Below are 26134 nucleotides of genomic sequence, written 5' to 3'. Positions count from 1 at the left end.
TCCCCTTTAAAAATCTGCTAAAAACGTCTAAGGTGTGAATCATAGCCCGTCTTGACAAATCTGTAGCGATCGAGATGCAGCATGTCAGGATCGAGGCTATTTACTATCTACTGCTGACTGAAACGATGGCTTTTTCTGCACTGATTCGCACCCTCGAACGTTCCCAGCTAGCGGCTGAACTACTCTCAAAGCTTCAACAGCAGGGGATGCTGCATCTGAGTGGATTGCCTCGCTTGCCCAAAGGTTTAGTCGCATCAGCCCTAGCACAAGGAATGCAGCAACATTTAGTGGTGGTAACGGCGACAGTGGAAGAGGGTGGTAGATGGGCGGCTCAATTGGAGGCGATGGACTGGAAAACGGTACATTTCTATCCCACGACAGAATCATCGCCCTACAAGGATGCTAGCCTGGAATCTGAGATGATTTGGGGACAGATGCAGGGGTTGGCAGATATTCGATCTTTCTCAGCAAGACAGGGAGACGGGGAGACTGAGGGACGAGGAGATCGGCGCATGGCGATCGTCTGTACCACGTTAGCCTTTCAGCCACATTTACCATCCCCAGCGGAGTTTGATGAGCGATGTTTGACGTTGCGGGTAGGGGATGAGGGAGATGTGGAGAAGCTCGGTACTCAGTTGGTATATCTAGGCTACGAGCGCGTCCCACTGGTGGAAGTTGAGGGACAATGGAGTCGGCGGGGGGATATTATTGATATTTTCCCAGTAGCGGCGGAGCTTCCGGTGCGGTTGGAATGGTTTGGGGATGAGTTGGACAAATTGCGCGAATTCGATCCGAGTACTCAACGTTCTTTAGATAAAGTTGAGAATTTAACTCTCACGCCAGTAAATTTTGGGACGATATTTGGTGAAGATAATTCACAAGCCCGCTATTCACTGATAGATTATTTACCAGATAATTGTTTGGTAGTCGTCGATGAATTCGATCGTGCTCAAGCTCACAACGATCGCTGGTGGGAGTATATGCAGGAGGAATGGGAAACATTACCCGCAGGTACTCCAATTCGGCATCAACAGTTTGATGCTAGTATGACTAAAATTCGCGACAGGTTTGCCTATCTGCGATTGGATGAATTAGCGGTTAGTGGTGAGGGTTTAAATTTAGCCTGTCGATCGATTCCCACTATCCCCCATCAATTTGCTAAAATTGCCGATACTTTACGCGGCTATCACAAGCAAAGTTATTCGAGTTGGCTGGTATCCGCGCAACCATCGCGATCGGCATCACTATTACAAGAACACGATTGTCCCGCGCAATTTGTCCCAAATCCCCGCGACTTCCCAGCGATCGACAAATTACAGATTCAGCATACAACTGTTGCGATCAAATACTCTGGGATAGCTGAATTAGAAGGATTTATTCTGCCCACATTTAGGATGGTATTAGTTACCGATCGCGAGTTTTTTGGACAGCAATCTTTAGCTAGCTTTGGGTATACTCGCAAACGTCGTCAGGCTGTATCAAAACAAGTCGATCCTAATAAATTGCGTCCAGGTGATTATGTGGTTCACCGCAATCATGGACTGGGAAGATTTATTAAATTTGAGAGTATTCAGACTGATGACATTATTCGCGACTATTTAACGATTCAATATGCTGATGGTTCGCTCAAAGTAGCAGCAGATCAGGTAGGTGTATTGTCGCGGTTCCGTCAAGCTGCGGGCGCAAAACCAGAATTAAATAAATTATCTGGGCAAGCTTGGGAAAAAACGAAGGCAAAAGTTAAGAAATCGATTAAGAAATTGGCATTTGACTTGCTGAAATTGTATGCCGAGCGATCGCAAAAAGAGGGCTTTAGTTTTCCGCCTGATGCGCCTTGGCAACAGGAATTAGAAGACTCATTTCGCTATCAACCAACGCCCGATCAATTGAAATCAACTCAAGATGTCAAGCGAGATATGGAAAGCGATCGACCGATGGATCGATTAGTCTGTGGCGATGTCGGATTCGGTAAAACTGAAGTAGCAATTAGAGCGATATTTAAAGCTGTCACTGCAAATAAACAGGTAATATTTCTCGCTCCGACGACGATTTTAACTCAGCAACATTATCACACTCTCAAAGAGCGATTTGCACCCTATCCGATTAACGTTGGATTGCTCAATCGGTTTCGGACAGCCGAGGAGCGTAAAGATATCCTGGCGCGTCTCAAAACTGGCGAACTAGATATAGTTATCGGTACTCATCAACTACTGAGTAAAGAATTAAAGTTTAAGGATTTAGGTTTATTAGTTATCGATGAGGAACAACGCTTTGGAGTAAATCAAAAGGAGAAGATTAAGACTCTCAAAAGTCAAATTGACGTACTGACTCTCTCGGCGACTCCGATCCCGCGTACTCTATATATGTCGTTGTCTGGTGTCCGAGAAATGAGCCTAATTACCACGCCGCCACCATCACGTCGCCCGATCGATACTCATTTGTCACCATACAAAATAGAAGCTGTCGAGACAGCAATACGGCAAGAACTCGATCGCGGCGGACAGATATTTTATGTAGTCCCCAGAATTGAAGGAATTGAAGAAACGGCTGCCAAAATTCATGAGGTAATCCCATCTTGTCGGATTGCGATCGCTCACGGACAAATGGATGAATCAGAACTAGAATCAACGATGTTGACATTCAGTAATGGCGATGCAGACTTACTAGTATGCACCACGATTATTGAGTCGGGTTTAGACATCCCCCGCGTTAATACCATCTTAGTTGAAGATGCTCATCGGTTTGGATTGTCTCAACTATATCAACTACGGGGACGCGTCGGACGTGCGGGAATTCAAGCTCATGCCTGGTTATTTTTTCCGAAGGAAACAACACTAACCGAGACAGCTAGACAGCGGTTAAAAGCGATTCAGGAGTTCACTCAGTTGGGTTCTGGTTATCAACTAGCTACTCGCGATATGGAGATTCGGGGAGTCGGGAATTTGCTAGGTGCAGAACAATCGGGACAGATGGATGTCATCGGGTTTGACTTGTACATGGAAATGCTCCAAGAAGCAATTAAAGAGATTCGCGGACAGGAAATTCCACAAGTAGATGATACCCAAATCGATCTCAAAGTTACCGCGATGATTCCCGCTGATTATATCTCCGATCTAGAGCAAAAAATGAGTGCCTATCGATCGGTAGCCGCAGCCGATACGAAACAAGAACTTACGAATATTGCCGCCGAATGGCACGATCGCTATGGTGAAATTCCCAAGCCAGCCGCGCAATTATTCCGCATCGTCGAACTCAAACAAATTGCCAAACAACTCGGCTTTAGTCGGATTCGTCCCGATGGCAAACAACACGTTATTTTAGAAACCCCAATGGCGGAACCAGCCTGGAATTTACTCGCCGAATACCTCACCGATAGCAGTCGATCGCGTTATGTCTATAGTACTGGTAAAGTCACAGCCAGAGGTTTAGGTGTATTGCGTCCCAACGAGCAGGTAGAAACCCTTATCAATACTTTAAATAAAATGCAAGGGGTGTTGATGGCGAGTAGCTCCAGCACTTAGCGATCTGATGATGTACATATAATAAATTTAATCTGTAGTCCAGGTCTATCGATCGAGATCGACGGTAAATACTACCGTAATAACACGCCACCAGGAACGATCGACAGGCGGATAATTGAAGTAGTTATTAGTGCCATCATTCCCTAACGATCGTGCCACAACCAAAATCTCCACCGACTTCTCCAGCATCGAGCGATCGATCCGAAAAAAAGTCAGCCCTAAATATCTGGACGGATCGCCTCAAAGAAGGGTGGGACGCGGCTACATCACGAGCGATGCAAGTTTTACCTGTAGATAAGGCAGCGCAAACAGTCGGGAAGTGGTTTAGTGTGGATGACGCTCAGATCGCGGAGATTTTAGCCAGCGTGCGATCGCAATTACCCACCACCGAAGCCTTACTCATCGGCAAACCCCAGGCTGGTAAAAGTTCGATCGTGCGGGGATTGACGGGAGTATCAGCCGAAATTGTCGGACAGGGATTTCGCCCCCATACCCAATCCACCACCCGCTACAATTATCCTTCGAGCGAACTGCCATTATTGGTATTCACAGATACAGTCGGCTTGGGTGATATCGATCGCGATACCCAGAGCCTGATTCAAGAACTAATCGGCGATCTCGAAGCCGAAACTACTCGCCCCCGCATTATCATTTTCACCGTCAAAATTAATGACTTTGCGATCGATACGCTCCGCCAAATCGCCACAGAATTACGTCGAAAATATCCGCAGATTCCCTGTCTACTCGCAGTTACCTGTCTACACGAAGTTTATCCAGTCACTCAATCCGACCATCCCGAACACCCTACTAGCATAGAGTCAGTGGATCGAGCCTTCTCAGCCATCCAGCAGGCATTTGCAGGGCTATTCGAGCGAGCAGTGACAATTGACTTCACTTTGCCAGAAGATGGCTACACGTCCGAATTTTATGGCTTGGAGACGATGCGCGAAAACCTTGCAGATCTGCTGCCTGAAGCCGAAGCTAGAGCCATGTCTCAATTGCTTGGTGCTGGGACATCCGCTCATGACGAACAAGGCGATAAACTCGGCAACATCTACCGTGATGTCGCCCGTCGCTATATTTTACCCTTCTCGATCGCGGCGGGAACTGTCGCAGCCATTCCTCTCCCCTTTGCCGATCTGCCCGTGCTGACTGCCATTCAAGTCTCGATGGTCGGACTACTTGGCAAATTATATGGGCAAACATTGACTCGATCGCAAGCTGGGGGAGTAGTTAGTGCGATCGCGGGTGGTTTTGTCGCTCAATTAGTGGCACGACAGTTAATTAAGTTTATCCCTGGCTTTGGCAGCGTCATCTCTGCTTCCTGGGCGGCTGCATACACTTTGGCATTAGGCGAAAGTGCTTGTGTTTATTTTGGCGATCTGATGGGTGGCAAACACCCCGATCCGCAACAAATTCAAGCGGTGATGGCGGAGGCTTTTACTAGTGCAAAAGAGCAATTTAGATAACGTTAGTTGCTCCGATGGGATCGGCTAATTTAAAGCTATTAATAATAATTCTTAATAAGCTCAAAAAAATCGGACGATGAGAATATGCTCATCGATCCGACCTGCCGATCCTTAATTTTTAGAGAGGAGAACACCAAACCAATGACTAGTTACAATCCTCATCCAGCCCGAAGGCTGAATGTAACATTTGCGCTCCAGTCATCAACGATCGCTTAGTGGATCTTCTGCGATGACTGGATGCTTGTTACCAGTGAATTTGAGTGATATCAATTACTATACAGATATTGAGAATCTATGTCAATACTTTTTGAGAATAAGTAGCAATAATTTTATGATTGTAGTCTCGATCTCCGATCCCGATCGAACGGTCAAAATTGTGCGGTAACTCCCAATACGGTTCGGTTAATAAATCATCGATCGTATACAGCGGTTTGCAGGTTGGTGCGGGACAGCTATTCTTCAAAGCTTTTTTAGAGATTAGGTTCAATATTTAAAGTGTCCCCCAAATGCTTGCAAACCGCTGTATTAGTCCGCGTAGGCGGACTTTGCATCACTAGCAGCGACTTCAGTCGCTAGCTAACCTAACCGTATTGGCTTCACTTGGGCTTTGCCCAAGTGAAGCACCTTTTCGCCATCCACCATTCACTATTCACCATTTACCCCTGCACTAGATGTCTAATTTGACGCTGGGAAGGGAGTAGCTATAATAATTTTAATAATTGTTGGCGATCTGTTACTAGGCTCAATAGATGACAGTTGTGATGATATTGTCACCCATATTCGCTCGATCGTCAGCTAATACATAAAGCTGCGTACCCGATTTTGCACTTGAGGATTGGATCGTACAGCTTGAGTAATTTGATTGAACCTGTCGATACTCACCCCTCTACCAGCCGCGATTGTCTCACATTGATTGCAGTACTTGACAAATAGAGATTTTGCTTCGCTATTCAACCCCTCCATCGTATTGGGCTGATTGCAAACTAAATTGGGTAATGTTCCGCCACCATTGGCGCGGCTCACTTGAGCCAGTGCTGATTGACGAATTGGTTCTATTTGCATCAACGCAGCAGCGTAATTACGGAGATCGGGATCGCTAAATTCTTCCGCTTGCGCCACCCTCATCAAAACACTGGGCTTGGCGGCAGCGACATCGGGGACAATTCCACTTAGAATACCAAATAAACCAGTCATGATGCCCAATAATAGGGGGCGAGATAAACGATAAAAGTTACTTTGAGTGTGTGGAGTTGTCATATCACCAAGTGTGAAACCAATCGAGCAAATTTTGGTTCTAGTTACACTATATTTGAAGTGTTTGACAGTTGATAAGTTCCTGAATATCTCGATCGAGACCTCCCATCTACCTGTTGATAGATATTAGCCGATCTTAATTTGTGTTACAATGCCTAGCCTCGACCTAATCTACTTCAATATCGCAATTGTGCTTAGGTGCAGGCTGTGTCAACGATTCGCCAGATAGAACAACAGCCCGCTAGTGCGAGCTATTGTTGCCAGTTTTAGTAAAAATAAAGACTATACTTGTTCGCTTTCGGCAAGTGCAAGTGCAGCTGCAGCAGCTTTAGCTGCTTTCTTGGGAGGATCGAGTTTGAGACTTAGGTAGCGGATGACATCTTCACTCAGACGCATTGCTCTTTCTAGCGGCGCGATTTCCTTGCCAGAACCAGTATAATTTACCTGAACGTAGATTCCGTCACGGTTCTTGCCAATTAGATAAGCAAGACGACGTTTACCGCGTTGTTGGATTTCAATATCGGTAGCACCATTTGTTTCGATGATAGTCCGATACTTCTCGATCGATTCGCTTGCCTGTTCGTCCGACAAGTCAGGACGCAGGATGTACATGATTTCGTATTTATCGTTCACAGATTCTCCTTATGGACATATTGGCCTCGGCTTAGTTCACTTCCGTAACAGCAAAAGCAAGGATTCACTATCTTATCAGTAATTGGGGCGATTGTGAAACTACTAAGCTCTGAATTACCAGCCCAGATCCAAAGTTTAGCTAAACCATTTTGTGAAGTGACTATCTTGGTGTTCGAGATGAGAGACAATCCACCAACCACAGGTAGTAAAACTCAGCAGCAAACAGGTGGAGAGGAGATAAGCACTAGAGATAGTACGGACTATGGCAGGTGCTGAGATAAGATCGAACATGGTTCATTCAGCTCAAGGCTGTTGAAGTTGTTTGTGAATTACCAGATATTTGTAATTCTGCTACTTACTACGGCAGATCTGCGGTGTTTTCCAGCACTTTTAAGTCGATTATTTTGTGCTATGCTCACTCAGCCTGACGTAAAGAATCGGTAGAGTACTGCTACTAGTTGAGGACGATAGCGCGATGAATTAAGTTGCGATCTCCGCTGGCTCACTTATTTAAATCGGTAGAATTAAGATTATCTTTTTTCATTTCGATCCTTTGCCATTATACTTGTGTTTATTAAGAAATGGTTAAGAAGATTTGACCGATCGATGTTATCGTTGTGGACAGATTCCCGACTTCTTAGAGAAGTCGGGGATCTGGGTTGAAGGATTTTTGCATGTCTTAACCGCTCGTGAGCGATTGCTATAGTTATCGATCCAACTGCCACCACAAAAGGTGAGCAGACTGATGATGTTCGCGGCGATCGTCAAAATGATAACAGCTAATCGGCGTTGCTGATGGGTATGAAAGACGGGGTGACTGGGGGACGGGGAGTTGCACAAAAAGGGAAATCGAACCTCGCATCAGCAACGCTGCCGCTTTTGCGATCGTGATGGCTACCTGTAGCGGTAAACTATTTATTAGCTCTAGAAATCTAGGAGTCATTAATCGAGTTTCCTTTGCAACAGATTTAACCTGTCTAGCCTCAAAAATACTGGATATTTTTGGCGACCAAGCGATCGTTACTCAGATAACTTGCTGTTTGGGTAGGCTCTATTCTGGTATTATAGCTATGCAGTAAAGTTTTATAAACAAAACCTGACAAATATCCATTTATCCTCTAAGGGGTCATAATATTTATGTCTATTTCACTCAAGTCTGCTCAGTCAATCTTTGCCAACACCTTGATTGCTGATGCAGTTCCTGCCGTTACCGCTGCATTCGACCAACTCAGCGTCGAAGATCAATTAGCTTTGCTTTGGTACGCTTACACTGAAATGGGCATCACGATCACTCCTGCTGCGACAGGTTCGGCGAGCATGGCACTAGCACAGCCCCTACTCGACCAAATTAAGGCGATGCAGCCTATGGATCAGACTCAAGTGATGACTGACCTGGCAATGCACACTGATACGCCTATTTGCCGGACTTTTACGGCATATCGAATGAATACCAAGCTGGGGTTCTGGTATGAGCTGGGACAAATGATGAAACAGGGTTTGGTAGCACCAATTCCCGCTGGCTATATTGCTTCGTCAGAAGCAAACGCTCTACTCGAAACCATCAAACAACTTGATGCAGGTCAACAGATCACGGTATTGCGGAATACAGTAGTCAACATGGGTTTCGATCCAGCACGCGGTCAAGACTATGACAAACGCGAAGCACCATTAGTCACACCACGCGCCTTTGCAGATCGATCGCGCGCTGCGATCGAAGGTGTAGACAACTATACTGTGTTGAGCTACATCGACAACATGAATGCCTTTGACTTCATGGCGGCATCTAGTTTGTTTGTCGAAGAAGGTGCGCTACAACCTCCGTTCCAGTCTCCAGTTATCGGTCCTGCGGCAATCCTCACCTATATGCGTGAAGAATGTGTGGGCTTAAAAATGTTACCAGAACGTGGTGTGGTCGAACCGATCGAGGATGGCTATACCCAAGTCAAAGTCACGGGCAAAGTCCAAACTCCTTGGTTTGGTGCCAGTGTAGGTATGAACATCGCTTGGCGGTTCTTGCTCGATCCTCAAGGTAAAATCTTCTTCGTCGCGATCGATCTTTTAGCTTCTCCTAAAGAGCTACTCAATTTACGTCGCGTTTAATTTTGTCATAATTAGCGATCGGTTGCTAGCTACTAAATAGGGATGGATGAATATTTATTCATCCATCCCTATTAATGTTGTGTCAATCTCATTCAGTTTAACTGCTCGATTAACGGCAATGCTCAGGTCTGATGTTGTACAACATATTCGCGCAAAGCGCGGTTGATACTGGTTTGATAACCCTCATCTTGCGAGTGATGATTTTTAAACCAGTCTACGAGATCGGCATCCAGGCGCAGCGTAATCTGCTGTTTGACAGGGCGATAAAACAGCCCCCGCTTGGCACTACTCCAATCACGCACTTCAGGAATATCATCTGTATCGATCTGGTTTTCCGGCAAAGCTGCTAAAGCATCAATTTCAGCCTGTATCTCTGGCGGCACTCGATTAGAATGTCTCGTGTTCATACGATCTTCGTTCATGGACTGTTGCCCTCCGTGCGCTAATAATTCTTCCTGTTTCGTCACCCGTTACCGGATCGAACTCTGACCAAGTATGTACTACAAATATAGTTAATTGACCAACTAGACCAATAGTTTGCCAACGTTCCTCATTTGGATATGGGTCGGGAAGGCTCACAGCTAAAGGATCGGCAAAAACATATTGAGCTGTTTCAAAACTCAAGCCATGCTTGCGCTTATTTACCTGATTTTTTCGCTCGTCCCATGTCCACTGCAATTTTAGCTCCAGACCTTAATGTAGCTACATATTAGTAGTTACATTAAGGTCTGTCAAGATTCTGATTGGAGTTGTTAACTCCGCAACCGCATTTTGCGCGTCCAGAATAAGAGCGTCACCAGCATAATTAATAATGGAATCGCGAATAAATATCGATCGGGCGATCGCGCAAACTGTTGGTAAGTATCGATTAACCAGTCTCCACCAAATAATGAAATCGTTGCCCCAAGGGCGATAAATGGGCCTAATGGTAGTGGTTGGATCAGCGTTTTTGCTCCAGCTTTGCCACCACTAACTATCGTTGAATATCCAGCTACAGCCACAAATCCGAAGATCGCCAGTGCAGAGGCTAATCCACCTGAGAGTAGTACCACCTTCCAACTACTCCAAGCTCCCACCATCGCCATTAATTTTGCATCACCACCACCTTGGGCTAGTTGACCCATCATCATACTGCCGAGGATCGAGATCGTATCGTAGATCCAAATTCCTAACACCATGCCCAAAATGCCTTGGATCAGATACTCTCGGCTTCCCACAATGGAATAGTTGCGATCTAAATAACCTGCAACAAATTGAAAAGTTAATCCTAATACCAGTCCAGACTGGGTAAGTGAATTGGGTAAAGTCATCGTATCGAGATCGATCAGTGTGAGTGCCAGTAGCCAACACATCAGCAGCGAGTAGCCGACAGTCTGGATCGATAGCCCGAACCGATTGTAGACAATTACAAAAATTATCGCAGTTATCGCTTCAATCAGGGGATAACGCTGTGAGATGGGGGTGCGACAGTGACGACATTTTCCGCGTAATAATAACCACCCCAAGATCGGGATATTTTCACCCATGCCCAGTTGGTGTAAGCATTTGGGGCAACGGGATGGCGGCCAAATCACCGATAGACCAGCCGGAACGCGGTAAACTACGACATTGAGGAAGCTACCGATCGCGGCACCTAACCAGAATATGATTACTTGAACGATCGTGTCATAAATATTCACTACGATAATTATCCGCCAGCGGCTACAGAAATAGAGAATCTAGATCTATGATTCCCCAGTCTCCGCGATGATTCTCCATCAGCAGCCGTAAGTCATCCAGAAATCGTGGGGAATCCTTACGTTTGTCTGTGCAGACTTTGCAACTGTCAACTATCAACTATCTAACTAAGCTCGTCCAATTGTGTGACGGAGACAAAACATTCTTCAGGTAGCAGCACTGGGTAACTACTAAAGATTAATTTGCCCCGATAATCGAGCTGATTCATGGCAATCCCAATCGGTTGTCGCCGTCGTTCTCGATCGGGGTTAATCTGACAATAGAAACTATAAATATCTTTGGCAGCCCTAAGGAGAGCTGGATCGAACGATCCATAGGTATCTGGCTGGGGCATTGAAGTAGCTTTAGCTTTAAGCGGCTCAATCTTAAACATCGTAGTTACTCCTAAAATTACATGTGGATATTTTAAGAGAGATCGGGTTACTTTAGACGTACAGCGGTTCTCAGGAACATAGGGGACACTTGAAATCCTGTACCTCTTCCCAAATCAGGCTTTTGAAGATCGATGTACCCCATCAACCCGCAAACCGCTGTAACTTCATGAGGTCGATCGAAACTCAGCTTCTCTTGCCCTGCGGTGCCTTTCCTGATGCCGCGACGATCGCGATCGCAGATTAAGTTTGTGCTAGAGCGGCAACCAAGACTCGACCCATCTCACGACAGCCAACTACGGTCATGTCTGCTGACATAATATCACCAGTTCTGTAACCCAAATCTAAAACTTTTAAAACCGATCGTTCGATCCGCTCTGCGGCACTCGCTTGGTTCAATCCATAACGTAATAACATGGCGGCACTCAGTACTTGAGCTAGGGGATTGGCTTTGTCTTGTCCCGCAATATCTGGAGCCGAACCGTGAACTGGCTCAAATACACCCAAACCCGTCGCGCCTAAACTCGCCGAGGGTAGCATCCCGATACTACCTGTCAACATGGCAGCGGCATCAGAGAGAATATCACCAAATAAATTGCTAGTGACGATCGTATCAAACTGTTTGGGGGCGCGCACTAACTGCATCGCAGCATTGTCTACATACATGTGGGTAAGTTCGACATCGGGATAGTCTTTTGCCATCAAGGTGACTCGCTCGCGCCATAATTGGGAGACTTCCAATACATTTGCCTTATCGACCGAACACAGCTTTTTCGTCCGTTTTCGCGCAGTTTCAAAGCCGACTTTGGCAATTCGATCGATCTCGCTCTCTGTATATGCCATCGTATTTACACCCCGTCGCTCCCCTGTCTCGGTCGTAAAAATCCCCTTGGGTTCGCCGAAATAGACACCACCAGTTAGTTCTCTGACCACCATCATATCCACCCCTTCGATTACCTCCCGTTTGAGGGTAGAAGCGTCGATGAGCTGGGGTAAAACTGCCGCAGGTCGCAAATTAGCAAATAGACCCAATCCCGCTCTCAAGCCAAGTAAACCCGTCTCTGGACGCAGATGGCGGGGCAAGTTGTCCCACTGATAACCACCGATCGCGGCTAGTAGTACCCCGTCACTTTGCTTGCAAGTGTCTAAAGTTGCGGCTGGGAGTGGTGCTCCGGTTGCATCGATCGCCGCACCACCAATTAAAGCTGTCGTAAATTCAAAATTTAGATCCTCTTGTTTGGCTACTACCTCTAGCACATCTACAGCTACCGCCATAATTTCTGGGCCGATGCCGTCCCCAGGTAACAGTGTAATGCGATAAGTTTGAGTCATAGTACTTGCCTTGCGATCGATAACTTGATATTCTACTGCCGATCGGGACACAGTAGATCGACGATGGTGTTTGTGATGACTCTGTTGTGATATTTACACTTCATTTGTGGAAATACTTAGGAAAACAAGATATTACCATCCAAACCAACTCTTCGAGAGATAACATCCCCAGCCATAACATACCAAAATAATCTATCCCATTTCGATCGAGCCTTATTTTCAAACATCAAATATATTTTCGAGATCTCTTCTACCATTAACAACTCGCAGAATTACAATCTCGATCGCATCATCACTATTACTAACCTTGTATAAAATGATAAAACCGCGCAAAGATCATCCGAGTAAGTCTGGGCGCAGATGTGCATAACTACGCCCCAAGTTAAGAAAACTGACAAGTTGGCGACATCTGGCATTAAAAGCCTGAAGAAATTGTTCGCCAGCCTCTAGATTATTCTTCAAAAAGTAGCCTGAGATGTCCTGAAGGTCTTGAATAGCTTCATCAGCGATGATGTACCGACTCATTGCGATGCTTCACGCGCTTGACGGAATCGATCGAGTAACTGAGAGATCGCCGCTTCTCCATCATTACCACCATTAGCTGCTATGGATGCGATCGCCGCATCAACTTTGGTACGAGTAGCGGCAACCCAATCAGGGGATTCTGTCAAACTATGTTCCTCCCAGTCATCGAGAAGCTGGAACGCTTGGATTAATAAGTCGTCAATATTTTGATAGCGACCGCTTTGGAGTTTTTGCTCTATGAGTCGAGACTGTTCGGGAGTCAGTGTAATATTCATATTTCTACTAATCGATCGCTCATCCACATCTTAACCTGAAATTTTTTATTTATAGCTGACACGATTAACGTCCCTGTAAAACTCGATCGGCTCTCAAATCTAGATTTTCTAACACGCTTGACTCGATTTTAGTATCTCCCACAAATACCTGCTCTTCATACAAACCCTCTACCCATTCCAATACGGTCACTTTTTGCTCGATTGGATCGACAATCCAATATTCAGCAATCCCCCTAGCAGCGTATTCACTCCGCTTGTAACGATAATCTCGTTTTTCCTGGTTCGGGCTAACAACTTCCACGACTAATAATGGTGGCGGCATATCCATTAAGACGATCGATCTAGTCGCTCCATCCATTGCCGTTGCTAATTCCTCAGACAATACTACCAAATCCGGTATTCGTACTGATACCCGCGCTCCACTAACAGCTACTTCGATCCCAATTCTGAGTCGATAGCTGGGAACACCCACTCCGAGCAGGAAGGCAAACAAAAAGGATGCAATTCGCTGGTTGATATCGCTCTCAGATGGCATCTCAATTAGCTCTCCATTTTCCAGTTCGTATAACTTATCCGTGCCATCGTCATAGGCAAGGAATTCCTCTAGAGTCATTTCCTGGATCGCAACTGTCATCTCTACACCTCTGGTAAGAGTATATTTATGGATTCTAACATCAGACAAAATTAACATCGTGTGGAGAACTCGATCGATCGTCAGCATCTAAATTTCCTGATAACACGATCGGCATTTGACTTCCGCTACAAGTCGATCGTTTCAGACACCAGCTAAACTGCTAAAATCGTGGCTATTGCCAATAATCATCCTAGCGATGAGTCTATCCTCTCCGTCTAATCAATGACATACTCCCACGAAGATGCCACCCGCGTGCGGGTACTGAGCGAAGCCCTCCCATATATCCAAAAATTCACCGGACGTACCGTAGTGGTCAAATATGGCGGTGCTGCCATGAAAGATGGCAGCCTCAAAGAGGGCGTAATTAGGGATTTAGTTTTTATGTCCTGTGTGGGGATTCGGCCGATTTTAGTGCATGGTGGTGGCCCAGAAATCAATAGCTGGCTGGAAAAACTCGGCATCGAACCGCAATTTAAGGATGGTTTGCGCGTAACTGATGCTGCCACAATGGATGTGGTCGAGATGGTATTAGTCGGACGAGTGAATAAAGAGATCGTGTCGCTGATCGATCGATCGGGTGGTAATGCCGTGGGACTATGTGGCAAAGATGGTAATCTGATCGTCGCACGTCCTGACGGTCGCGAAGGGATCGGGTTTGTGGGTGAAGTGAGTAGTGTCAATGTGAATATTCTCAATACTCTAATCAAGAATGGATATATTCCCGTGGTATCGAGTGTCGCCGCAGATGAAAATGGACAGGCTTATAATATTAATGCCGATACGGTTGCTGGCGAGATTGCGGCTGCACTCGGAGCCGAAAAACTGATCTTGATGACTGATACTCCAGGGTTGATGCGAGACTTTAGAAATCCAGATACGTTGATTCGTCAATTGGATATTCCTGGCGCACGCGCTCTGATTGATGATGGTACTGTCAGTGGGGGGATGATTCCCAAGCTTACCTGTTGCGTTCGTAGTCTCGCTCAAGGTGTCAAAGCTGCTCACATCATCGATGGACGATTGCCGCACTCGCTATTGCTGGAAATTTTCACCGATACTGGTATTGGTTCGATGATTGTCTCTTCGGCGATGTAGCAAGACATTTTTGGCTATGGCGGTGGGAGCGGGTTTTGTACTTAGAAATGAGAATTAAATAACTTATTTATTGCTGTGACTTTTGATACTGATTACCAATCTGGACAAATTGCCTTTGAGCGGGGCGAATACCGCCAATCAGTGAGCTATTTATTAGCTGCTGTAGCTCAAGTACAGCCCAATACTCGTATCGGTGGCGAGGTGCAGGTGTGGTTGGTGACAGCGTTTGAAGCCGCAGGGCAAATCCCCGAAGCAAAGGCTCTGTGTCAAAAACTCTCCAATCATCCATATCTGGAGACTCGCCAATCAAGCAAAAGGTTGCTGTATATCATGCAGGCTCCAGAGTTGACGCGGCGGGAGGAGTGGCTGACACAGATTCCCGATTTATCTCATTTGGAAGGGGGAGATGATAAGTTTGGTGTCAATAGTACCTCAGCACCGTCACAGCCTCAACCGAGATCGATCGATGAAAAATATGTACCTGTAGATCTCAGTCAAGTCAATACCCAGGATAATAACTTTATCACGATCGCGCTGCTGGTGACGATGGCTACTCTGTGCGGATTGTGGGCGATCTCCAGATGATAACTCATCCATCTGACATCCATTAGACCTCCTGCGAAAGTAACAATACAATCTTTTTTAGTATTTTTTTCGTCTAAAGTTCCCCCTATTCCCTATCCCCTATTCCCTATTCCCTGACTTTCGCAGGAAGTCTATTGTGCGTCCAATCTAGGATATCTAACGTGAGTTCGGGATAAGGAAAACTAATTTGCTCCGCTCAAGCACCGCCCTGAACTATAAGTTCGGGCTAAAAGCGAAAGTTCGTTTCAACGAACTTTTGCTTTGAGCAACTAATTCATTTGAGGGCGGTGCCTAAACGAAGCTAGGAGTCATTAAGCGGAAATCCTTAACCCGAACTCACGTTATCTAAGAAAATACCACCGATCGATCGGTGGTCTCTAAATTTAGACAAGAAGTTAACTATCGGCTGAGGCTATGCGTCTTTGTTGCCAAAAATTTCGGTTTTGAAACTATCAATTTCATCAGTTAGTTCCTTCCGAGTAGAAGCTTGGAGGAGATAACGATATACAAACCAGCTAGCATATCCAATTCCGACTAGTTCAAAAGTAGGTGCGAGCAGAGGAATTTCATTAACAGCCGATAGGATTGCCAGAGTCAGCTTGACTCCAACAATGATGCCAAAGATCAGTCCAACAATGGTTACAGCCCGCTTGTTATTGGCGTAAGTTTGACCCAGATAAGCCGGAAATTCAGCCAGGATGTCCAGTGCTTGCTTTACGCCGTCTGGTAAATTAGCTGTATAGGTTTCTGGCGAAACCTGAGTAATAGATCCTCCATTTGCATTTAATCCTAAGGGATTGGCTGGAATATCAATGGTGGTAGTTTCTACAGTTTGAGTGGATTCTGGTGTATCGCTCATAATTTATTAATCCTGATTTCAAAATTGACAAGGCTAGTAGATAGTAATCGACGTAGATTCAAAATAGCATTCAACACAATTACTCTTGCCGATTTTATCAGTTGCGGCTAAAGGATGATAGTGTAAGACCCGAAATCTATCTACTAGCTATGCTGCCGATCCTGTTTTTTGCAAGCTGGTGCGGCTAGTCTATTGTTTGTATTGCCAAATTATAAACGACTGCGCTCCCATCTCCGCTCGACCGATCGACCGATCTCTACAATAGATCTCCCAGGAAAGTCGCAGAGGAGAGGGTAGAGGGTAGAGGGTAGGGAGTAGAGTTTGATTAGTTCAAAAAAACTTACTGTCGCCCTAATTTAGACGCTAGCTAGAGCAACTGTGGCTAATTGACGAGCTGCCATAGTGCTAAAATCTTGACTCCAAAGTAACTCACAAGAGTTATTTGGACTCTCGACTAGTTTCACTTTGTGCAACTGTGCGCCAAGTTCTTGAATTGGTTGCTCGATGAGATATCCGATATAGACAGCGATATTTTCAGCCGTGGGAACTACTTTGGCGAAGTGAGCGATGTCTTTATTTAAGAAGGTGTGATCTAGGGGTTCGACGGCATATTTGTCCACTAATTCGTGTAATTTGACTAAATCGACAATCATTCCAGTCCGTTTGTCAATTTCCCCTGTGACGGTTACTTCGAGATGGTAGTTATGTCCGTGTCCATTTACCCGCGCACATTTGCCGTAGATCTCGCTGTTTTGTTCGAGGGTGAGACTATCTAGAGCTAGACGGTGAGCCGCGCTAAAGTGAGTACCGATGGTAAGTGAGGCTTGCATATCTTTACCTGTATATTCTGCGAAGAGTTCGGGATGTTCAAATAACTGAATGCGGATGAGCGGCAGATGGGGAGCTAATTTCTGCCAAATTACCCTAGCAATATTTTCGGTGGTGGGGAGAGTTGTCTGAAATTCTGTCCACACATCGTTGAGAAAACTGTAGTCTAGTTGTCCAGTGACTTCTTTTTTGATGACGTGCTTGACATCTGAGAGGTTTAGTACCATCCCATAGTCATCGATATCACCATAGAGAGATATGTACAAAACGTAGTTGTGTCCGTGTCCGTATGGCTGTGCACACAAGCCAAATTGTGCTTGGTTCTCCGCTGCGCTGAGTTCTGGCAACCAATATCGATGGCTAGCGGAAAACTGAGCGCGACGGTTGATAATACATTTCATGAAAATTTACATAACGTTATATGTACTAGGATACTGTGTTTAGAATACGTTCAGCACGGCTAATTTCGATCGCCACTCTCTACCCTCTACCCTCTCCCTACCCTCTACCCTCTAATATTATGGAACGCGGTTTAATGTGGCTCCCGTTGCTTGGAGCATTTATCTGGTTGGCGAGAGCGGGTTCTAATGAATACCAGAAGATTGAAGCTTACAAACGCTGGGCGGTAGGATTCGATCGATGTAAGTATGATATCTATGCCGTGATGGGACTCAAGGATCGAGAGATTAGTTGGGGTAAGCCAACTAAAGCCGAGCCTAAAGATCTCCAAACATTTAATCTCGATCGAGTCAAACAGATTCAACTAGTTGTCGATAATAACTCGATCGATCTAAATAATCTACCTAATAAGGGCAAGAAAATTAATCTTCGGTTTCATTTTAGCGATGAGGATGATATTAACATCCCTTTCACTGAAATTCCGATGGCGGCTGAATGGGCTGGATTTTTACAGCAGGCGATCTCTACGTAAATCGAATCTAACTAGACGATCCAACTTATTATAGCGATCGTAAATGAAAAGCTATCTTGATGTAGGGTGTGTTAGGCTTCAGCCGTAACGCACCAGTATCGGTATCCTATATAAGATCCTCAATGATTCATGAGACTTATTCGAGTGATCCATTCCCCAGGTGCGTTACGCTTCGCGATAACACACCCTACGATATTATTACAAATCACATAGGACTGCTATGGGTACAACATGATTACTATCAATCGGTTATTCTGCACTAATAGTCAATTCATGAAGATTCCAAAATGGGCCACTAATGGGTGAATAGTCAATCCCCTTAACTCGATTTTTGATAGCTGAGAGTGAGAGGGCATTAACTAAGTAAATACATGGTAAATTTTCTTGAGTGATTTTCTGACTCTCGATGTATATTTCGCGGCGTTTGTCATCATTCAACTCTTGTGCCGCTTGAATATAAAGATCGTCAATCTTTTTCTCCCAGTCGGCAACTTGACGATCGGTAATCGGTGGTTTTCCGGCTTGAGGCTTGAGGTTAAATACATGAGAACCCCCATCTACAGACCAGAAATTGGCACCATCATTCGGTTCAGCTCCACCTGTAAATCCAATTAGTAAGCCATCCCACTGGAGCGAATTATCAATGCGATCGATCAATAGACTGAAAGCAATTGGTGTAAAGTCTACTTCGATGCCAATTAGAGCTAAATCTTGTTTGATCTGAGTACCTAATGCTTCGCGAATTTTGTTGCCAGAATTGGTAATCAAAGTAAACCGTACGGGATTATCTCGATCGTCAACTAGCTTATTTTGGTCGTTGTATTTGAACCCAGCCGCAGTAAATAGGGACTTGGCTTTTTGAGGATTGTAGTCATATCCAGGCAATCCCTGTGCGCGTGAGAAATAATAGGGACTAGGGACAGAAATTGGTGAATCTTGAGGCGCACCCAAACCACGATAGATATTATTTATCATCCGTTGGCGATTGATGCCATAAGCGATCGCTTGACGAAATTTAACATTATTAAACCAGCGCGATTTAATCGGATCTACTAATGGCTTGCCATCTCTTTCGCCTTGGTTGAGATTGAAAGACATAAAGGTAGTTCCTGCTGATGGCCCACCGTTATAAATTTTGTAATCACCTTTTTTTTCTTCCTTTTTGAGCAATGAAAAGAAATCAGGTGAAACACCATAAGAATCCAATCCTCCCGATCGAAACTGTACCAGTGCGGTATCTGTAGACTCCACAATCTGCCAGATCGATCGATCGATATAGGGTTGTTGCTTTCCTTGAGTATCTTTGCGCCAGTAGTAGGGATTCTTTTTAAAAACTAATCTTTCTCCAGGCGTGTACGAATCTAGCGTAAATATCCCATTAGAAACTAAATCAGCAGGTTTGGTATTAATCCCCCAAGTACTCAAAAATAAAGGTTTACCTTTGGCATCTGTTTGAGCGATTGTCGGACGTAATTTGTGAGCGGGTAGGATACTAATTCCCAATGTTCGGAGAAAGGGGGCAAATGGTTCGGGTGTAGTAAATTCGATCCGATTACTATCTATTTTTTTGACTGTTGGTAATTTCCGCGCCTTGCCAATTTTGAGAATGTCTCGCGTGTCAGTAGGAATCTGTTCGTTAAAATAAACTTCATTAAAAGTGAAAGCCACATCATCGACAGTCAATGGCGCACCATCCGACCATTTGAGATTTTGTCTGAGCGTAAAAATGATACTTTTACGATCGGGTGATGCTATCCATGATTCGGCTAATGCTGGTTGAATTTCACCCTTGCCGTTTTCAGTAATTAAGCCTTCGCCCACATAGCCAAAAATGTTGGGCGATTCATTACTTAATGCCGGATTAAAGGTTTTGGGATCGCTGAGAATTGTAGAGACTAATTGATTCTTAGTTTGGGCTGAGGATGAACTAATCATTTGTTGACAACTGCTAATTCCGAGCGCGAGGACGAGGACGAGCGCAACTATCGATCGACGCTGCCATCTAGTAAGTATATTTTTTAGCATCATTAAAATCGGGTAACTTGCCAAGCAGTAACGATCTAAATAGTAGACCAAATTGCATCCATGCTCCTCCCATCTAGCAATCCTATTTGAGTTGATTGTAGAACGTTAACCTGTATGGGCGGTGCTTCATGCCCGCCCTCTAGGGGTTAGGATGCTCATTTAGGATCGCTATTTGCACAGATCCACAAACTATAACTGAGTGGGACTTCGAGCGTTTGGCGTTGCCGTACCAGAGCCAATCGGAGCCGCTGCGGGAATGTATAAAATAACATGCGCCACTGAAGGAGCCTTCCGAATGAGAGATCGTCTCATAATTTCGGATGGGTGTTGTGGTTAAATAGTAGAAGTTTTCGTTCGCGGAGTATCTCCACTAGGCGATCGGTGACAGATACGATCTAAATTGAGATCGAGTCATCAATTCCTCTGACTGAGATATCAAACAGCCGCTGACAACCTACCCCCTATTTCCCAATATTGTGAACTTGCGCCTTTTAATTCCATTTTTTGACCCAACAGTAAAAGACTGGTCGTTAACGGCAAGATTGATGCGGTGGTTGACTTTTCTCTGGTTGGCGATCGGGATGTTTGTCTTATTTTCAGCTTCCTACTATCATGGCGAGGTCGAAAAAAAAGATGGCTTATTTTATTTTAATCGCCAAATTTTTGCGATTCTGATTAGTCTAGTTATATTTAACGCGATCGTCCATTCACCACTCCGCAACCTGCTAAAAGTTGCCCAATGGATTTTATTGGGAATTTTAGTGTTGCTATTGTTGACTGTACTGACCGGAATGGGTCAAAATACGATGGGCGCAACTCGCTGGATTGCGATCGGGCCGATTCAACTGCAACCATCAGAACTGATCAAACCCTTTTTAGTCTTGCAAGGAGCGAAACTGTTTGGACGATGGGAGCAGCATCCGCTCGCCGCAAGAGCGACATGGTTAGGGATATTTGCGATCGTGTTACTAGCAATTTTGAAACAACCGAATCTGAGTACCACATCCTTGTGCGGTATCGGTTTATGGTCGATCGCTTTTGCGGCTGGATTACCGTTGCGATATCTAGCGGGAACGGCGATTGGTGGGGGAATGGTGGCGGGAATGAGTCTGATGCTCCACTCCTACCAGCGATCGCGAATGCTCTCTTTTCTCAATCCTTGGCAAGATGAACGCGGTGATGGTTTTCAATTGGTACAAAGTTTACTAGCGATCGGATCTGGCGGCTTGTGGGGGAATGGATTTGGCTTGTCTCAGCAAAAGTTAGACTATTTACCAATTCAGGATACAGATTTTATTTTCTCGGTATTTGGTGAAGAGTTTGGGCTAGTCGGTGGTGTGCTACTCCTGATCGTGGTGATGAGCTATGCTACTCTAGGCTTATCAATTGCCAATCGTAGCCAAGATCCGGTGCATCGTCTAGTTGCAGTCGGAGCTACAACGTTTATTGTGGTGCAATCATTGTTTAATATCGGTGTGGCTGCGGGGACATTGCCGACGACTGGTTTACCACTCCCGATGTTTAGCTATGGCGGTAGCTCGATGGTGGCGTCATTGATTCAATCAGCACTCGTGATTCGAGTCGCTAGAGAGTCCGCCGCCGCAAAAGTAATTCAGATGAGACGGTGAGTGGTGAATGGTGAATGGTGGATGGTGGATGGTGGATGGTGAGGTCTATTTCTTGAATAGACCTCCTGTGAAAGTAAAAACATCATCTCTTTTAGTGTTGTGCGCTGTCTTGACCCAATTCGCGCTGAGGGAACCTCAGCGCGATTTGGGTCGCTAAATCATCGGGGAACCCGTAGACGAGCGAATCGAGACGTGTCGTTGGCGTAAGCCTGCCGTAGGCACAGACGGAGCGCGCATCCGCTAAAGCCTAAAACCTAAAGCCTATTAAGAAGCAGGGCTGATCTATTGGAAAAAGAATAATGCTAAAACCCAATTGTTTCGTTTAACTTCCATCTACATTCGATCGAGACTTAACGACAGAAAAGGGTTAGAGCGGTTTTTCTCTGGTGGATGGATCAGCCCTGCTATTAAGAAGGGGGTAACTCCCTCGAAATCAGTCATTTAGACGGTGATTAATTTCACGATTCGCGGTATCCTCTACTGGGTTAGAGAAAATTTTTTCCATGACCCAAATTACCAAAGCGCAACCACAGCTAGCATTCCGACCACCTAAATTTAAGGTGTGGGTATTGCAGCTAGTCACTTGGGTATTACCTTACTGGTTGAGTTACAAACTGCACATCACAAAAATCGATGTCACGGATATCGATCGATTGGTGGAAGTCTACAAACAGTCGCAGATGGGTAAGTTGCGGTTAATCATCGCCTTTCGTCATCCGAGTAGCGATGACTCTTTTTGCATGGGATATCTGTTGAGTAAGCTCCTACCTGCTGCTGCCAGAAAGCATCGAATCTCACTGAAATCGCCGATATTTGCTCACTTTGTTTACGATCGCGGGGTGCCACTGGGGGCGGGGAAGCTCGTCAGTTGGTTGTGTCCGAGATTGGGCGGTATCCCCATTCATCGGGGTCGGAGCGATAGTCCGGGATTGAGGACGGCACGGGACTTGTTGGTCAATGGTACTATGCCCTTAGCGATCGCTCCAGAAGCAGCGAATAATGGGCATAGCGAACTTGTCAGCCCGCTAGAATTAGGGACTGCCAAAATTGGATTTTGGGCGATGGAGGATCTAGTTAGTGCGGGGAGAGAGGAAGACGTTTTAATTATTCCGATCGGCATTCAATATTACTATGTAGATGAGCCGTGGGTGAAGCTAGAACAGACGATTCATCAGTTAGAACTAGACTGTGGCTTGGTAGTCGATCGCCACGACTCACGGGTGGCTATGAGCCAAGGTGATGAGCGACCGCTCCAGAAATTACTCTACGACAGATTTTATCGGCTGAGTCAGCATTTGCTCTATCAGATCGAGAACTTTTATGCTCAATTCTATCAATACCAAATTCCCGAACGTCCCCCGATCGAACAAACTATTTCTCGAACTGAAATATCGCAACGGCTCCAGTATTTATTAGATTTTGCCTTGCAAGTATCTGAAAGTTATTTCAATCTACAACCCAGAGGCACCAAGATCGATCGCTGTCGGCGGATCGAACAAGCTGGGTGGAACTGGATCTATGTGGATGAATTAACCAATCCAAATATGTCTATAGTCAGTCGCAAATTAGCCGATCGCATTGCCACGGAAGCCGATCTGCGAATGTGGCATATGCGAATCGTCGAAAGCTTCATCGCCGTGACTGGCTCTTATGTCAAAGATCGACCGACGATCGATCGATTTAGCGAAATTACCCTTCTGCTGTGGGATTTAGTCGCTCAGATTAAAGGTGAAAAGTCTACCAAACGTCCGCAGCTCGGTCATCGACGGGTACAAATGTCTATTTGTAATCCAATCCCGCTGTCCGATTATTGGGATCGGTACAAGAGTGGTAGTCGCCAAGCTAGACAGGCAACGATCGATCTCACCTTAGAATTACAAACATCTATGGAAGGTACACTCGATCGTGGCTGGTAGCCAAAATTGGACGGAGATCGGCTCGATAGTTGTTAGATAGAAGCACGGATCGATCCCCAATCGACCTCAATAAACATTACAATTTAATTAACAAAATTTAATACCTTCTCATATTTCTGGCGTTATCCATGACCGTAATTCCGCCATCTTCAGTGTCTCCAATGGCACCATTACTCTCACGGCTGACCGACAAGATCAATCAGCTCGATCCCTCTCCTGGTCTAGTAGTCATGCTACTATCGGTGCTCATTGGCGGCACAGCCGGATTGGGGGTAGTTTTGTTTCACTATCTGATCGACCTATCTCATAGTTGTTCTCATACGCTGATCGTCGATCGGCTCAAGGTACTAATACCTCAGCAAGGGACTTGGCTAGTTGCAATAGTACCCATCCTCGGCGGCATTGTCGTCGGCGCGATGCGGTGGTACTGGCGAGATTTTGGTGCCAATATGAACTCGATGATTGCGGCGACCCAATCGGGTCAAAAAGTTGCACCTTGGCGGGGATTGGTCAAGATGGTGGCGGCGTCAGTATCGCTGGGTACTGGTGCATCATTAGGCCCAGAGGGGCCAAGTGTAGAAATTGGCGCAAACCTGGGGATGTTTTTGGGACAGACGCTAAATGCCTCCCAGGAACGGCAACGACTGTTACTGGGCGCAGGTGCAGCGGCGGGGATTGCTGCGGGATTTAATGCCCCGATCGCGGGCGTGTTTTTTGCTTTAGAGTTGGTCTTGGGCACCACATTTGCGACTTCATCAGTGAGCGTCGTCGTCTTGGCTGCCGTAGTTGCCTCATTAGTCGCTCAAATCGGGCTGGGTGCTCGACCTGCATTTGCTTTACCCGTATATGAAGTCAAGAGTTTATTAGAGCTACCCCTGTACTTACTATTGGGTGGGTTGGCGAGTGTTGTTGCTTTTGCGTATACCCAAACTGTAGACTTCGCGCGGGAAGCCTTCCAGGGTGATGTCAGCTACTTGTCGTGGTTGGGAAAAATTCCTCGGTGCTTGACTCCAGCAATTGGTGGAGCGATCGTCGGGATTGTGGCTTTGAAATTTCCACAGGTAACGGGAATTGGTTATGAAACGATCGAGGCAATGTTGCAAGACGTCCAGTTTTCCGTTGTTTTACTCGTCTCGATCTTGGTCATCAAACTACTGATGACGGCGATCAGTTTGGGCAGTGGTTTAGTCGGAGGTTTATTTGCGCCCTCGATGTTTTTGGGCGCGACGATCGGGGCGATCTATGGCAAATCTCTAGTGTTGTTATTCCCCAGCCTCAGCGGTCTTATTGCTGCCCCTCCAGCCTATGCAATGGTCGGAATGGCTGCGGTACTCGCTAGTAGTGCTAGAGCACCGCTGACGGCGATCCTACTGATGTTTGAGCTGACTCGCGACTACCGGATCGTGCTCCCAGTGATGGCTTGTGTTGGGTTGAGTATTTGGGCGATCGAACGGATGAACCCCAAATCAAAATCCCCTGATAAATTAGACAAATTAGCTCTGAGCGTTCAACCAGATCGATATTTAGACATCCTCCAAAATTTACAGGTACGAGACGTGATGGATACTCACTATCTCCGGTTATCCGATCGACTGGATATTCTCACTGCTGGGTTAAAATTGACTCAGAGCAATTGTCATTGCGCGTTAGTCATCGACGATCGCGAGGAGTTGGTGGGGATTATCACTCTCCACGATTTGAGTCGAGCAATTTCCCAAGCCGAAGCTTCACCACAACCGAGTCAATTATTCACCGCCAATCTGGGGAGTATCTGCACTAAATATCTTTTTTATGCCGATATCGACGAACCGATTATTGAGGCGATCGATCGGATGAATGCCAGAGGATTGCACCAATTACCCGCGATCGATAAGTCCCAGCCGCATCTAGTCGTGGGAATTCTCCAACAGGATCGGATCGCTCTGGCTTGTAGTATTGCCTCTACCCGCCAAGCTTTGAGCAGATATGAGATATTGCCATTGGCACTCACTCCCAGCGACGATGTTCTAGCAGAAAAGCTCACCGAAACGACTACTCGCTAGAGCGATTCAAACATTGCTGTAAAGCCAGGGATTGTCAAACATTCTTCAGTAAATTCGTCAGCATCACTGACATCTTCAATCTGATATTCCATGATCCGTCGATCGTCACCATACATTTTTTTGGATGACAGCAATGTCCCTGGATATTTTGCTGCCATATCTTTAAAAATTTTACTATTAATGCCCCAGTCTTCAGCAGAACAATCGATCTTCACACGCCACATAATTAGGTTTTAGGTTTTAGGTTTTAGGTTTTAGGTTTTAGGTTGATTTACTCCCCTTGTAGAACTCATTTGAGATCTTCTTGTGGGAAGCTAATCGGTAGTTGATGTAGGGTGTGTTAGGCTGCTGCCGTAACGCACCAGTATTTGATA

At 45.6% G+C, this 26134-nt stretch carries 28 protein-coding genes; 10 read left to right on the top strand and 18 right to left on the bottom strand.

The window, feature by feature from the left end; genetic code table 11:
- Window positions 1–125 precede the first annotated feature (125 nt).
- Together mfd and ACEW9J_RS03410 are read left to right on the top strand one after the other, a co-directional pair.
- A complete protein-coding gene (mfd, locus tag ACEW9J_RS03415; protein ID WP_373543747.1) occupies window positions 126–3521 on the top strand; it encodes a transcription-repair coupling factor in 3396 nt (1131 codons plus the stop codon).
- A gap of 149 nt (window positions 3522–3670) precedes the next feature.
- Complete coding sequence (locus tag ACEW9J_RS03410; RefSeq protein WP_373543746.1) at window positions 3671–4990, top strand: YcjF family protein; 1320 nt, start codon at window positions 3671–3673, stop codon at window positions 4988–4990.
- 292 nt (window positions 4991–5282) lie between these two features.
- On the opposite strand, the gene ACEW9J_RS03405 is transcribed toward ACEW9J_RS03410, so the two are convergent.
- The 5 genes from ACEW9J_RS03405 to ACEW9J_RS03385 all read right to left on the bottom strand — a co-directional run bounded on the left by ACEW9J_RS03405 (window position 5283) and on the right by ACEW9J_RS03385 (window position 7820).
- Window positions 5283–5453 (bottom strand): hypothetical protein, encoded by a 171-nt coding sequence (locus tag ACEW9J_RS03405; RefSeq protein WP_373543734.1) that lies wholly within the window; start codon window positions 5451–5453, stop codon window positions 5283–5285.
- Window positions 5454–5785: 332 nt separating this feature from the next.
- Window positions 5786–6247, bottom strand: coding sequence for a DUF4168 domain-containing protein (locus tag ACEW9J_RS03400; protein ID WP_373543733.1), 462 nt, complete (start codon window positions 6245–6247; stop codon window positions 5786–5788).
- A 279-nt stretch (window positions 6248–6526) separates the two neighbouring features.
- The gene (rpsF, locus tag ACEW9J_RS03395) at window positions 6527–6877 is read right to left on the bottom strand and encodes a 30S ribosomal protein S6 (protein WP_373543732.1); all 351 of its coding nucleotides are present in this window, start codon (window positions 6875–6877) and stop codon (window positions 6527–6529) included.
- 135 nt (window positions 6878–7012) lie between these two features.
- Entirely contained in the window at window positions 7013–7168 is a 156-nt protein-coding gene (locus ACEW9J_RS03390; protein WP_373543731.1) for a hypothetical protein, read from the bottom strand.
- A gap of 415 nt (window positions 7169–7583) precedes the next feature.
- Window positions 7584–7820: a hypothetical protein gene (locus ACEW9J_RS03385; RefSeq protein WP_373543730.1), complete on the bottom strand. Its 237-nt coding sequence runs from the start codon at window positions 7818–7820 to the stop codon at window positions 7584–7586.
- A gap of 194 nt (window positions 7821–8014) precedes the next feature.
- Between ACEW9J_RS03385 and ACEW9J_RS03380 the strand changes: the two genes are divergently transcribed.
- Window positions 8015–8977 (top strand): orange carotenoid protein N-terminal domain-containing protein, encoded by a 963-nt coding sequence (locus ACEW9J_RS03380; RefSeq protein ID WP_373543729.1) that lies wholly within the window; start codon window positions 8015–8017, stop codon window positions 8975–8977.
- A 122-nt stretch (window positions 8978–9099) separates the two neighbouring features.
- Here the strand turns inward: ACEW9J_RS03380 and ACEW9J_RS03375 are convergent, their stop codons facing one another.
- From ACEW9J_RS03375 to ACEW9J_RS03360, 4 genes are all read right to left on the bottom strand, one after another.
- Window positions 9100–9384, bottom strand: coding sequence for a BrnA antitoxin family protein (locus ACEW9J_RS03375; protein ID WP_373543745.1), 285 nt, complete (start codon window positions 9382–9384; stop codon window positions 9100–9102).
- Window positions 9365–9655 carry a BrnT family toxin gene (locus ACEW9J_RS03370; RefSeq protein WP_373543728.1) on the bottom strand — a complete coding sequence of 97 codons (291 nt, stop codon included), beginning with the start codon at window positions 9653–9655 and terminating at the stop codon, window positions 9365–9367. The genes ACEW9J_RS03375 and ACEW9J_RS03370 overlap by 20 nt, the downstream gene beginning before the upstream one ends.
- Before the next feature lie 74 nt (window positions 9656–9729).
- Window positions 9730–10656, bottom strand: coding sequence for an A24 family peptidase (locus tag ACEW9J_RS03365; protein ID WP_373543727.1), 927 nt, complete (start codon window positions 10654–10656; stop codon window positions 9730–9732).
- Window positions 10657–10817: 161 nt separating this feature from the next.
- Complete coding sequence (locus ACEW9J_RS03360) at window positions 10818–11087, bottom strand: hypothetical protein (protein WP_373543726.1); 270 nt, start codon at window positions 11085–11087, stop codon at window positions 10818–10820.
- A gap of 122 nt (window positions 11088–11209) precedes the next feature.
- Between ACEW9J_RS03360 and ACEW9J_RS03355 the strand changes: the two genes are divergently transcribed.
- Window positions 11210–11332 (top strand): hypothetical protein, encoded by a 123-nt coding sequence (locus tag ACEW9J_RS03355; protein ID WP_373543725.1) that lies wholly within the window; start codon window positions 11210–11212, stop codon window positions 11330–11332.
- Here the strand turns inward: ACEW9J_RS03355 and leuB are convergent.
- The 4 genes from leuB to ACEW9J_RS03335 form a co-directional block, all read right to left on the bottom strand.
- Window positions 11329–12417: a 3-isopropylmalate dehydrogenase gene (gene leuB / locus ACEW9J_RS03350; protein ID WP_373543724.1), complete on the bottom strand. Its 1089-nt coding sequence runs from the start codon at window positions 12415–12417 to the stop codon at window positions 11329–11331. The genes ACEW9J_RS03355 and leuB overlap by 4 nt on opposite strands.
- Before the next feature lie 336 nt (window positions 12418–12753).
- Window positions 12754–12942: a type II toxin-antitoxin system RelE/ParE family toxin gene (locus ACEW9J_RS03345; RefSeq protein ID WP_373543723.1), complete on the bottom strand. Its 189-nt coding sequence runs from the start codon at window positions 12940–12942 to the stop codon at window positions 12754–12756.
- Complete coding sequence (locus ACEW9J_RS03340; protein WP_373543722.1) at window positions 12939–13217, bottom strand: type II toxin-antitoxin system ParD family antitoxin; 279 nt, start codon at window positions 13215–13217, stop codon at window positions 12939–12941. Before ACEW9J_RS03340 ends, ACEW9J_RS03345 begins: the two co-directional genes overlap by 4 nt.
- A gap of 64 nt (window positions 13218–13281) precedes the next feature.
- Complete coding sequence (locus tag ACEW9J_RS03335; RefSeq protein ID WP_373543744.1) at window positions 13282–13851, bottom strand: Uma2 family endonuclease; 570 nt, start codon at window positions 13849–13851, stop codon at window positions 13282–13284.
- A 222-nt stretch (window positions 13852–14073) separates the two neighbouring features.
- Here ACEW9J_RS03335 and argB point away from each other — a divergent pair, with 222 nt between their 5' ends.
- Complete coding sequence (gene argB, locus ACEW9J_RS03330) at window positions 14074–14946, top strand: acetylglutamate kinase (protein WP_373543721.1); 873 nt, start codon at window positions 14074–14076, stop codon at window positions 14944–14946.
- Window positions 14947–15021: 75 nt separating this feature from the next.
- On the top strand, window positions 15022–15531 hold the full coding sequence (locus tag ACEW9J_RS03325) for a hypothetical protein (RefSeq protein WP_373543720.1): 510 nt from the start codon (window positions 15022–15024) through the stop codon (window positions 15529–15531).
- A gap of 412 nt (window positions 15532–15943) precedes the next feature.
- Here the strand turns inward: ACEW9J_RS03325 and ACEW9J_RS03320 are convergent, their stop codons facing one another.
- Window positions 15944–16390, bottom strand: a complete 447-nt coding sequence (locus ACEW9J_RS03320) for a CAAD domain-containing protein (protein ID WP_373543719.1) — start codon at window positions 16388–16390, stop codon at window positions 15944–15946.
- A 356-nt stretch (window positions 16391–16746) separates the two neighbouring features.
- Complete coding sequence (locus ACEW9J_RS03315; protein ID WP_373543718.1) at window positions 16747–17619, bottom strand: 6-carboxytetrahydropterin synthase; 873 nt, start codon at window positions 17617–17619, stop codon at window positions 16747–16749.
- A gap of 119 nt (window positions 17620–17738) precedes the next feature.
- Between ACEW9J_RS03315 and ACEW9J_RS03310 the strand changes: the two genes are divergently transcribed.
- Window positions 17739–18149: a hypothetical protein gene (locus tag ACEW9J_RS03310; protein ID WP_373543717.1), complete on the top strand. Its 411-nt coding sequence runs from the start codon at window positions 17739–17741 to the stop codon at window positions 18147–18149.
- A 249-nt stretch (window positions 18150–18398) separates the two neighbouring features.
- Here ACEW9J_RS03310 and ACEW9J_RS03305 read toward each other — a convergent pair whose 3' ends face one another.
- A complete protein-coding gene (locus tag ACEW9J_RS03305) occupies window positions 18399–20174 on the bottom strand; it encodes an ABC transporter substrate-binding protein (RefSeq protein WP_373543743.1) in 1776 nt (591 codons plus the stop codon).
- A gap of 189 nt (window positions 20175–20363) precedes the next feature.
- The gene (locus ACEW9J_RS03300) at window positions 20364–20486 is read right to left on the bottom strand and encodes a hypothetical protein (RefSeq protein ID WP_373543716.1); all 123 of its coding nucleotides are present in this window, start codon (window positions 20484–20486) and stop codon (window positions 20364–20366) included.
- A 164-nt stretch (window positions 20487–20650) separates the two neighbouring features.
- Here ACEW9J_RS03300 and ACEW9J_RS03295 point away from each other — a divergent pair, with 164 nt between their 5' ends.
- From ACEW9J_RS03295 to ACEW9J_RS03285, 3 genes are all read left to right on the top strand, one after another.
- Window positions 20651–21802 (top strand): FtsW/RodA/SpoVE family cell cycle protein, encoded by a 1152-nt coding sequence (locus ACEW9J_RS03295; protein ID WP_373543715.1) that lies wholly within the window; start codon window positions 20651–20653, stop codon window positions 21800–21802.
- A 503-nt stretch (window positions 21803–22305) separates the two neighbouring features.
- Entirely contained in the window at window positions 22306–23718 is a 1413-nt protein-coding gene (locus ACEW9J_RS03290; RefSeq protein ID WP_373543714.1) for a 1-acyl-sn-glycerol-3-phosphate acyltransferase, read from the top strand.
- Between the two features lie 128 nt (window positions 23719–23846).
- Window positions 23847–25760: a chloride channel protein gene (locus ACEW9J_RS03285; protein ID WP_373543713.1), complete on the top strand. Its 1914-nt coding sequence runs from the start codon at window positions 23847–23849 to the stop codon at window positions 25758–25760.
- On the opposite strand, the gene ACEW9J_RS03280 is transcribed toward ACEW9J_RS03285, so the two are convergent.
- The gene (locus ACEW9J_RS03280) at window positions 25757–25984 is read right to left on the bottom strand and encodes a hypothetical protein (protein WP_373543712.1); all 228 of its coding nucleotides are present in this window, start codon (window positions 25982–25984) and stop codon (window positions 25757–25759) included. The two genes, ACEW9J_RS03285 and ACEW9J_RS03280, sit on opposite strands and share 4 nt — an antisense overlap.
- Window positions 25985–26134 lie beyond the last annotated feature (150 nt).

Source organism: Chamaesiphon sp., from assembly GCF_041737865.1.
Taxonomy (GTDB): domain Bacteria; phylum Cyanobacteriota; class Cyanobacteriia; order Cyanobacteriales; family Chamaesiphonaceae; genus Chamaesiphon.
The sequence above is the reverse complement of the archived record's forward strand: the minus strand, read 5'-3'. Positions and strand labels throughout refer to the sequence as shown.

What these genes read in the sequence shown, in the direction of transcription:
- mfd (WP_373543747.1), top strand. Translation starts at nt 126, where the DNA reads ATGGCTTTTTCTGCACTGATTCGCACCCTCGAACGTTCCCAGCTAGCG.
- ACEW9J_RS03400 (WP_373543733.1), bottom strand. Translation starts at nt 6,247, where the DNA reads ATGACAACTCCACACACTCAAAGTAACTTTTATCGTTTATCTCGCCCC.
- ACEW9J_RS03390 (WP_373543731.1), bottom strand. Translation starts at nt 7,168, where the DNA reads ATGTTCGATCTTATCTCAGCACCTGCCATAGTCCGTACTATCTCTAGT.
- ACEW9J_RS03385 (WP_373543730.1), bottom strand. Translation starts at nt 7,820, where the DNA reads ATGACTCCTAGATTTCTAGAGCTAATAAATAGTTTACCGCTACAGGTA.
- ACEW9J_RS03380 (WP_373543729.1), top strand. Translation starts at nt 8,015, where the DNA reads ATGTCTATTTCACTCAAGTCTGCTCAGTCAATCTTTGCCAACACCTTG.
- ACEW9J_RS03375 (WP_373543745.1), bottom strand. Translation starts at nt 9,384, where the DNA reads ATGAACACGAGACATTCTAATCGAGTGCCGCCAGAGATACAGGCTGAA.
- ACEW9J_RS03360 (WP_373543726.1), bottom strand. Translation starts at nt 11,087, where the DNA reads ATGTTTAAGATTGAGCCGCTTAAAGCTAAAGCTACTTCAATGCCCCAG.
- leuB (WP_373543724.1), bottom strand. Translation starts at nt 12,417, where the DNA reads ATGACTCAAACTTATCGCATTACACTGTTACCTGGGGACGGCATCGGC.
- ACEW9J_RS03345 (WP_373543723.1), bottom strand. Translation starts at nt 12,942, where the DNA reads ATGAGTCGGTACATCATCGCTGATGAAGCTATTCAAGACCTTCAGGAC.
- ACEW9J_RS03340 (WP_373543722.1), bottom strand. Translation starts at nt 13,217, where the DNA reads ATGAATATTACACTGACTCCCGAACAGTCTCGACTCATAGAGCAAAAA.
- ACEW9J_RS03335 (WP_373543744.1), bottom strand. Translation starts at nt 13,851, where the DNA reads ATGACAGTTGCGATCCAGGAAATGACTCTAGAGGAATTCCTTGCCTAT.
- argB (WP_373543721.1), top strand. Translation starts at nt 14,074, where the DNA reads ATGACATACTCCCACGAAGATGCCACCCGCGTGCGGGTACTGAGCGAA.
- ACEW9J_RS03320 (WP_373543719.1), bottom strand. Translation starts at nt 16,390, where the DNA reads ATGAGCGATACACCAGAATCCACTCAAACTGTAGAAACTACCACCATT.
- ACEW9J_RS03315 (WP_373543718.1), bottom strand. Translation starts at nt 17,619, where the DNA reads ATGAAATGTATTATCAACCGTCGCGCTCAGTTTTCCGCTAGCCATCGA.
- ACEW9J_RS03310 (WP_373543717.1), top strand. Translation starts at nt 17,739, where the DNA reads ATGGAACGCGGTTTAATGTGGCTCCCGTTGCTTGGAGCATTTATCTGG.
- ACEW9J_RS03305 (WP_373543743.1), bottom strand. Translation starts at nt 20,174, where the DNA reads ATGCTAAAAAATATACTTACTAGATGGCAGCGTCGATCGATAGTTGCG.
- ACEW9J_RS03300 (WP_373543716.1), bottom strand. Translation starts at nt 20,486, where the DNA reads ATGAGACGATCTCTCATTCGGAAGGCTCCTTCAGTGGCGCATGTTATT.
- ACEW9J_RS03290 (WP_373543714.1), top strand. Translation starts at nt 22,306, where the DNA reads ATGACCCAAATTACCAAAGCGCAACCACAGCTAGCATTCCGACCACCT.
- ACEW9J_RS03285 (WP_373543713.1), top strand. Translation starts at nt 23,847, where the DNA reads ATGACCGTAATTCCGCCATCTTCAGTGTCTCCAATGGCACCATTACTC.
- ACEW9J_RS03280 (WP_373543712.1), bottom strand. Translation starts at nt 25,984, where the DNA reads ATGTGGCGTGTGAAGATCGATTGTTCTGCTGAAGACTGGGGCATTAAT.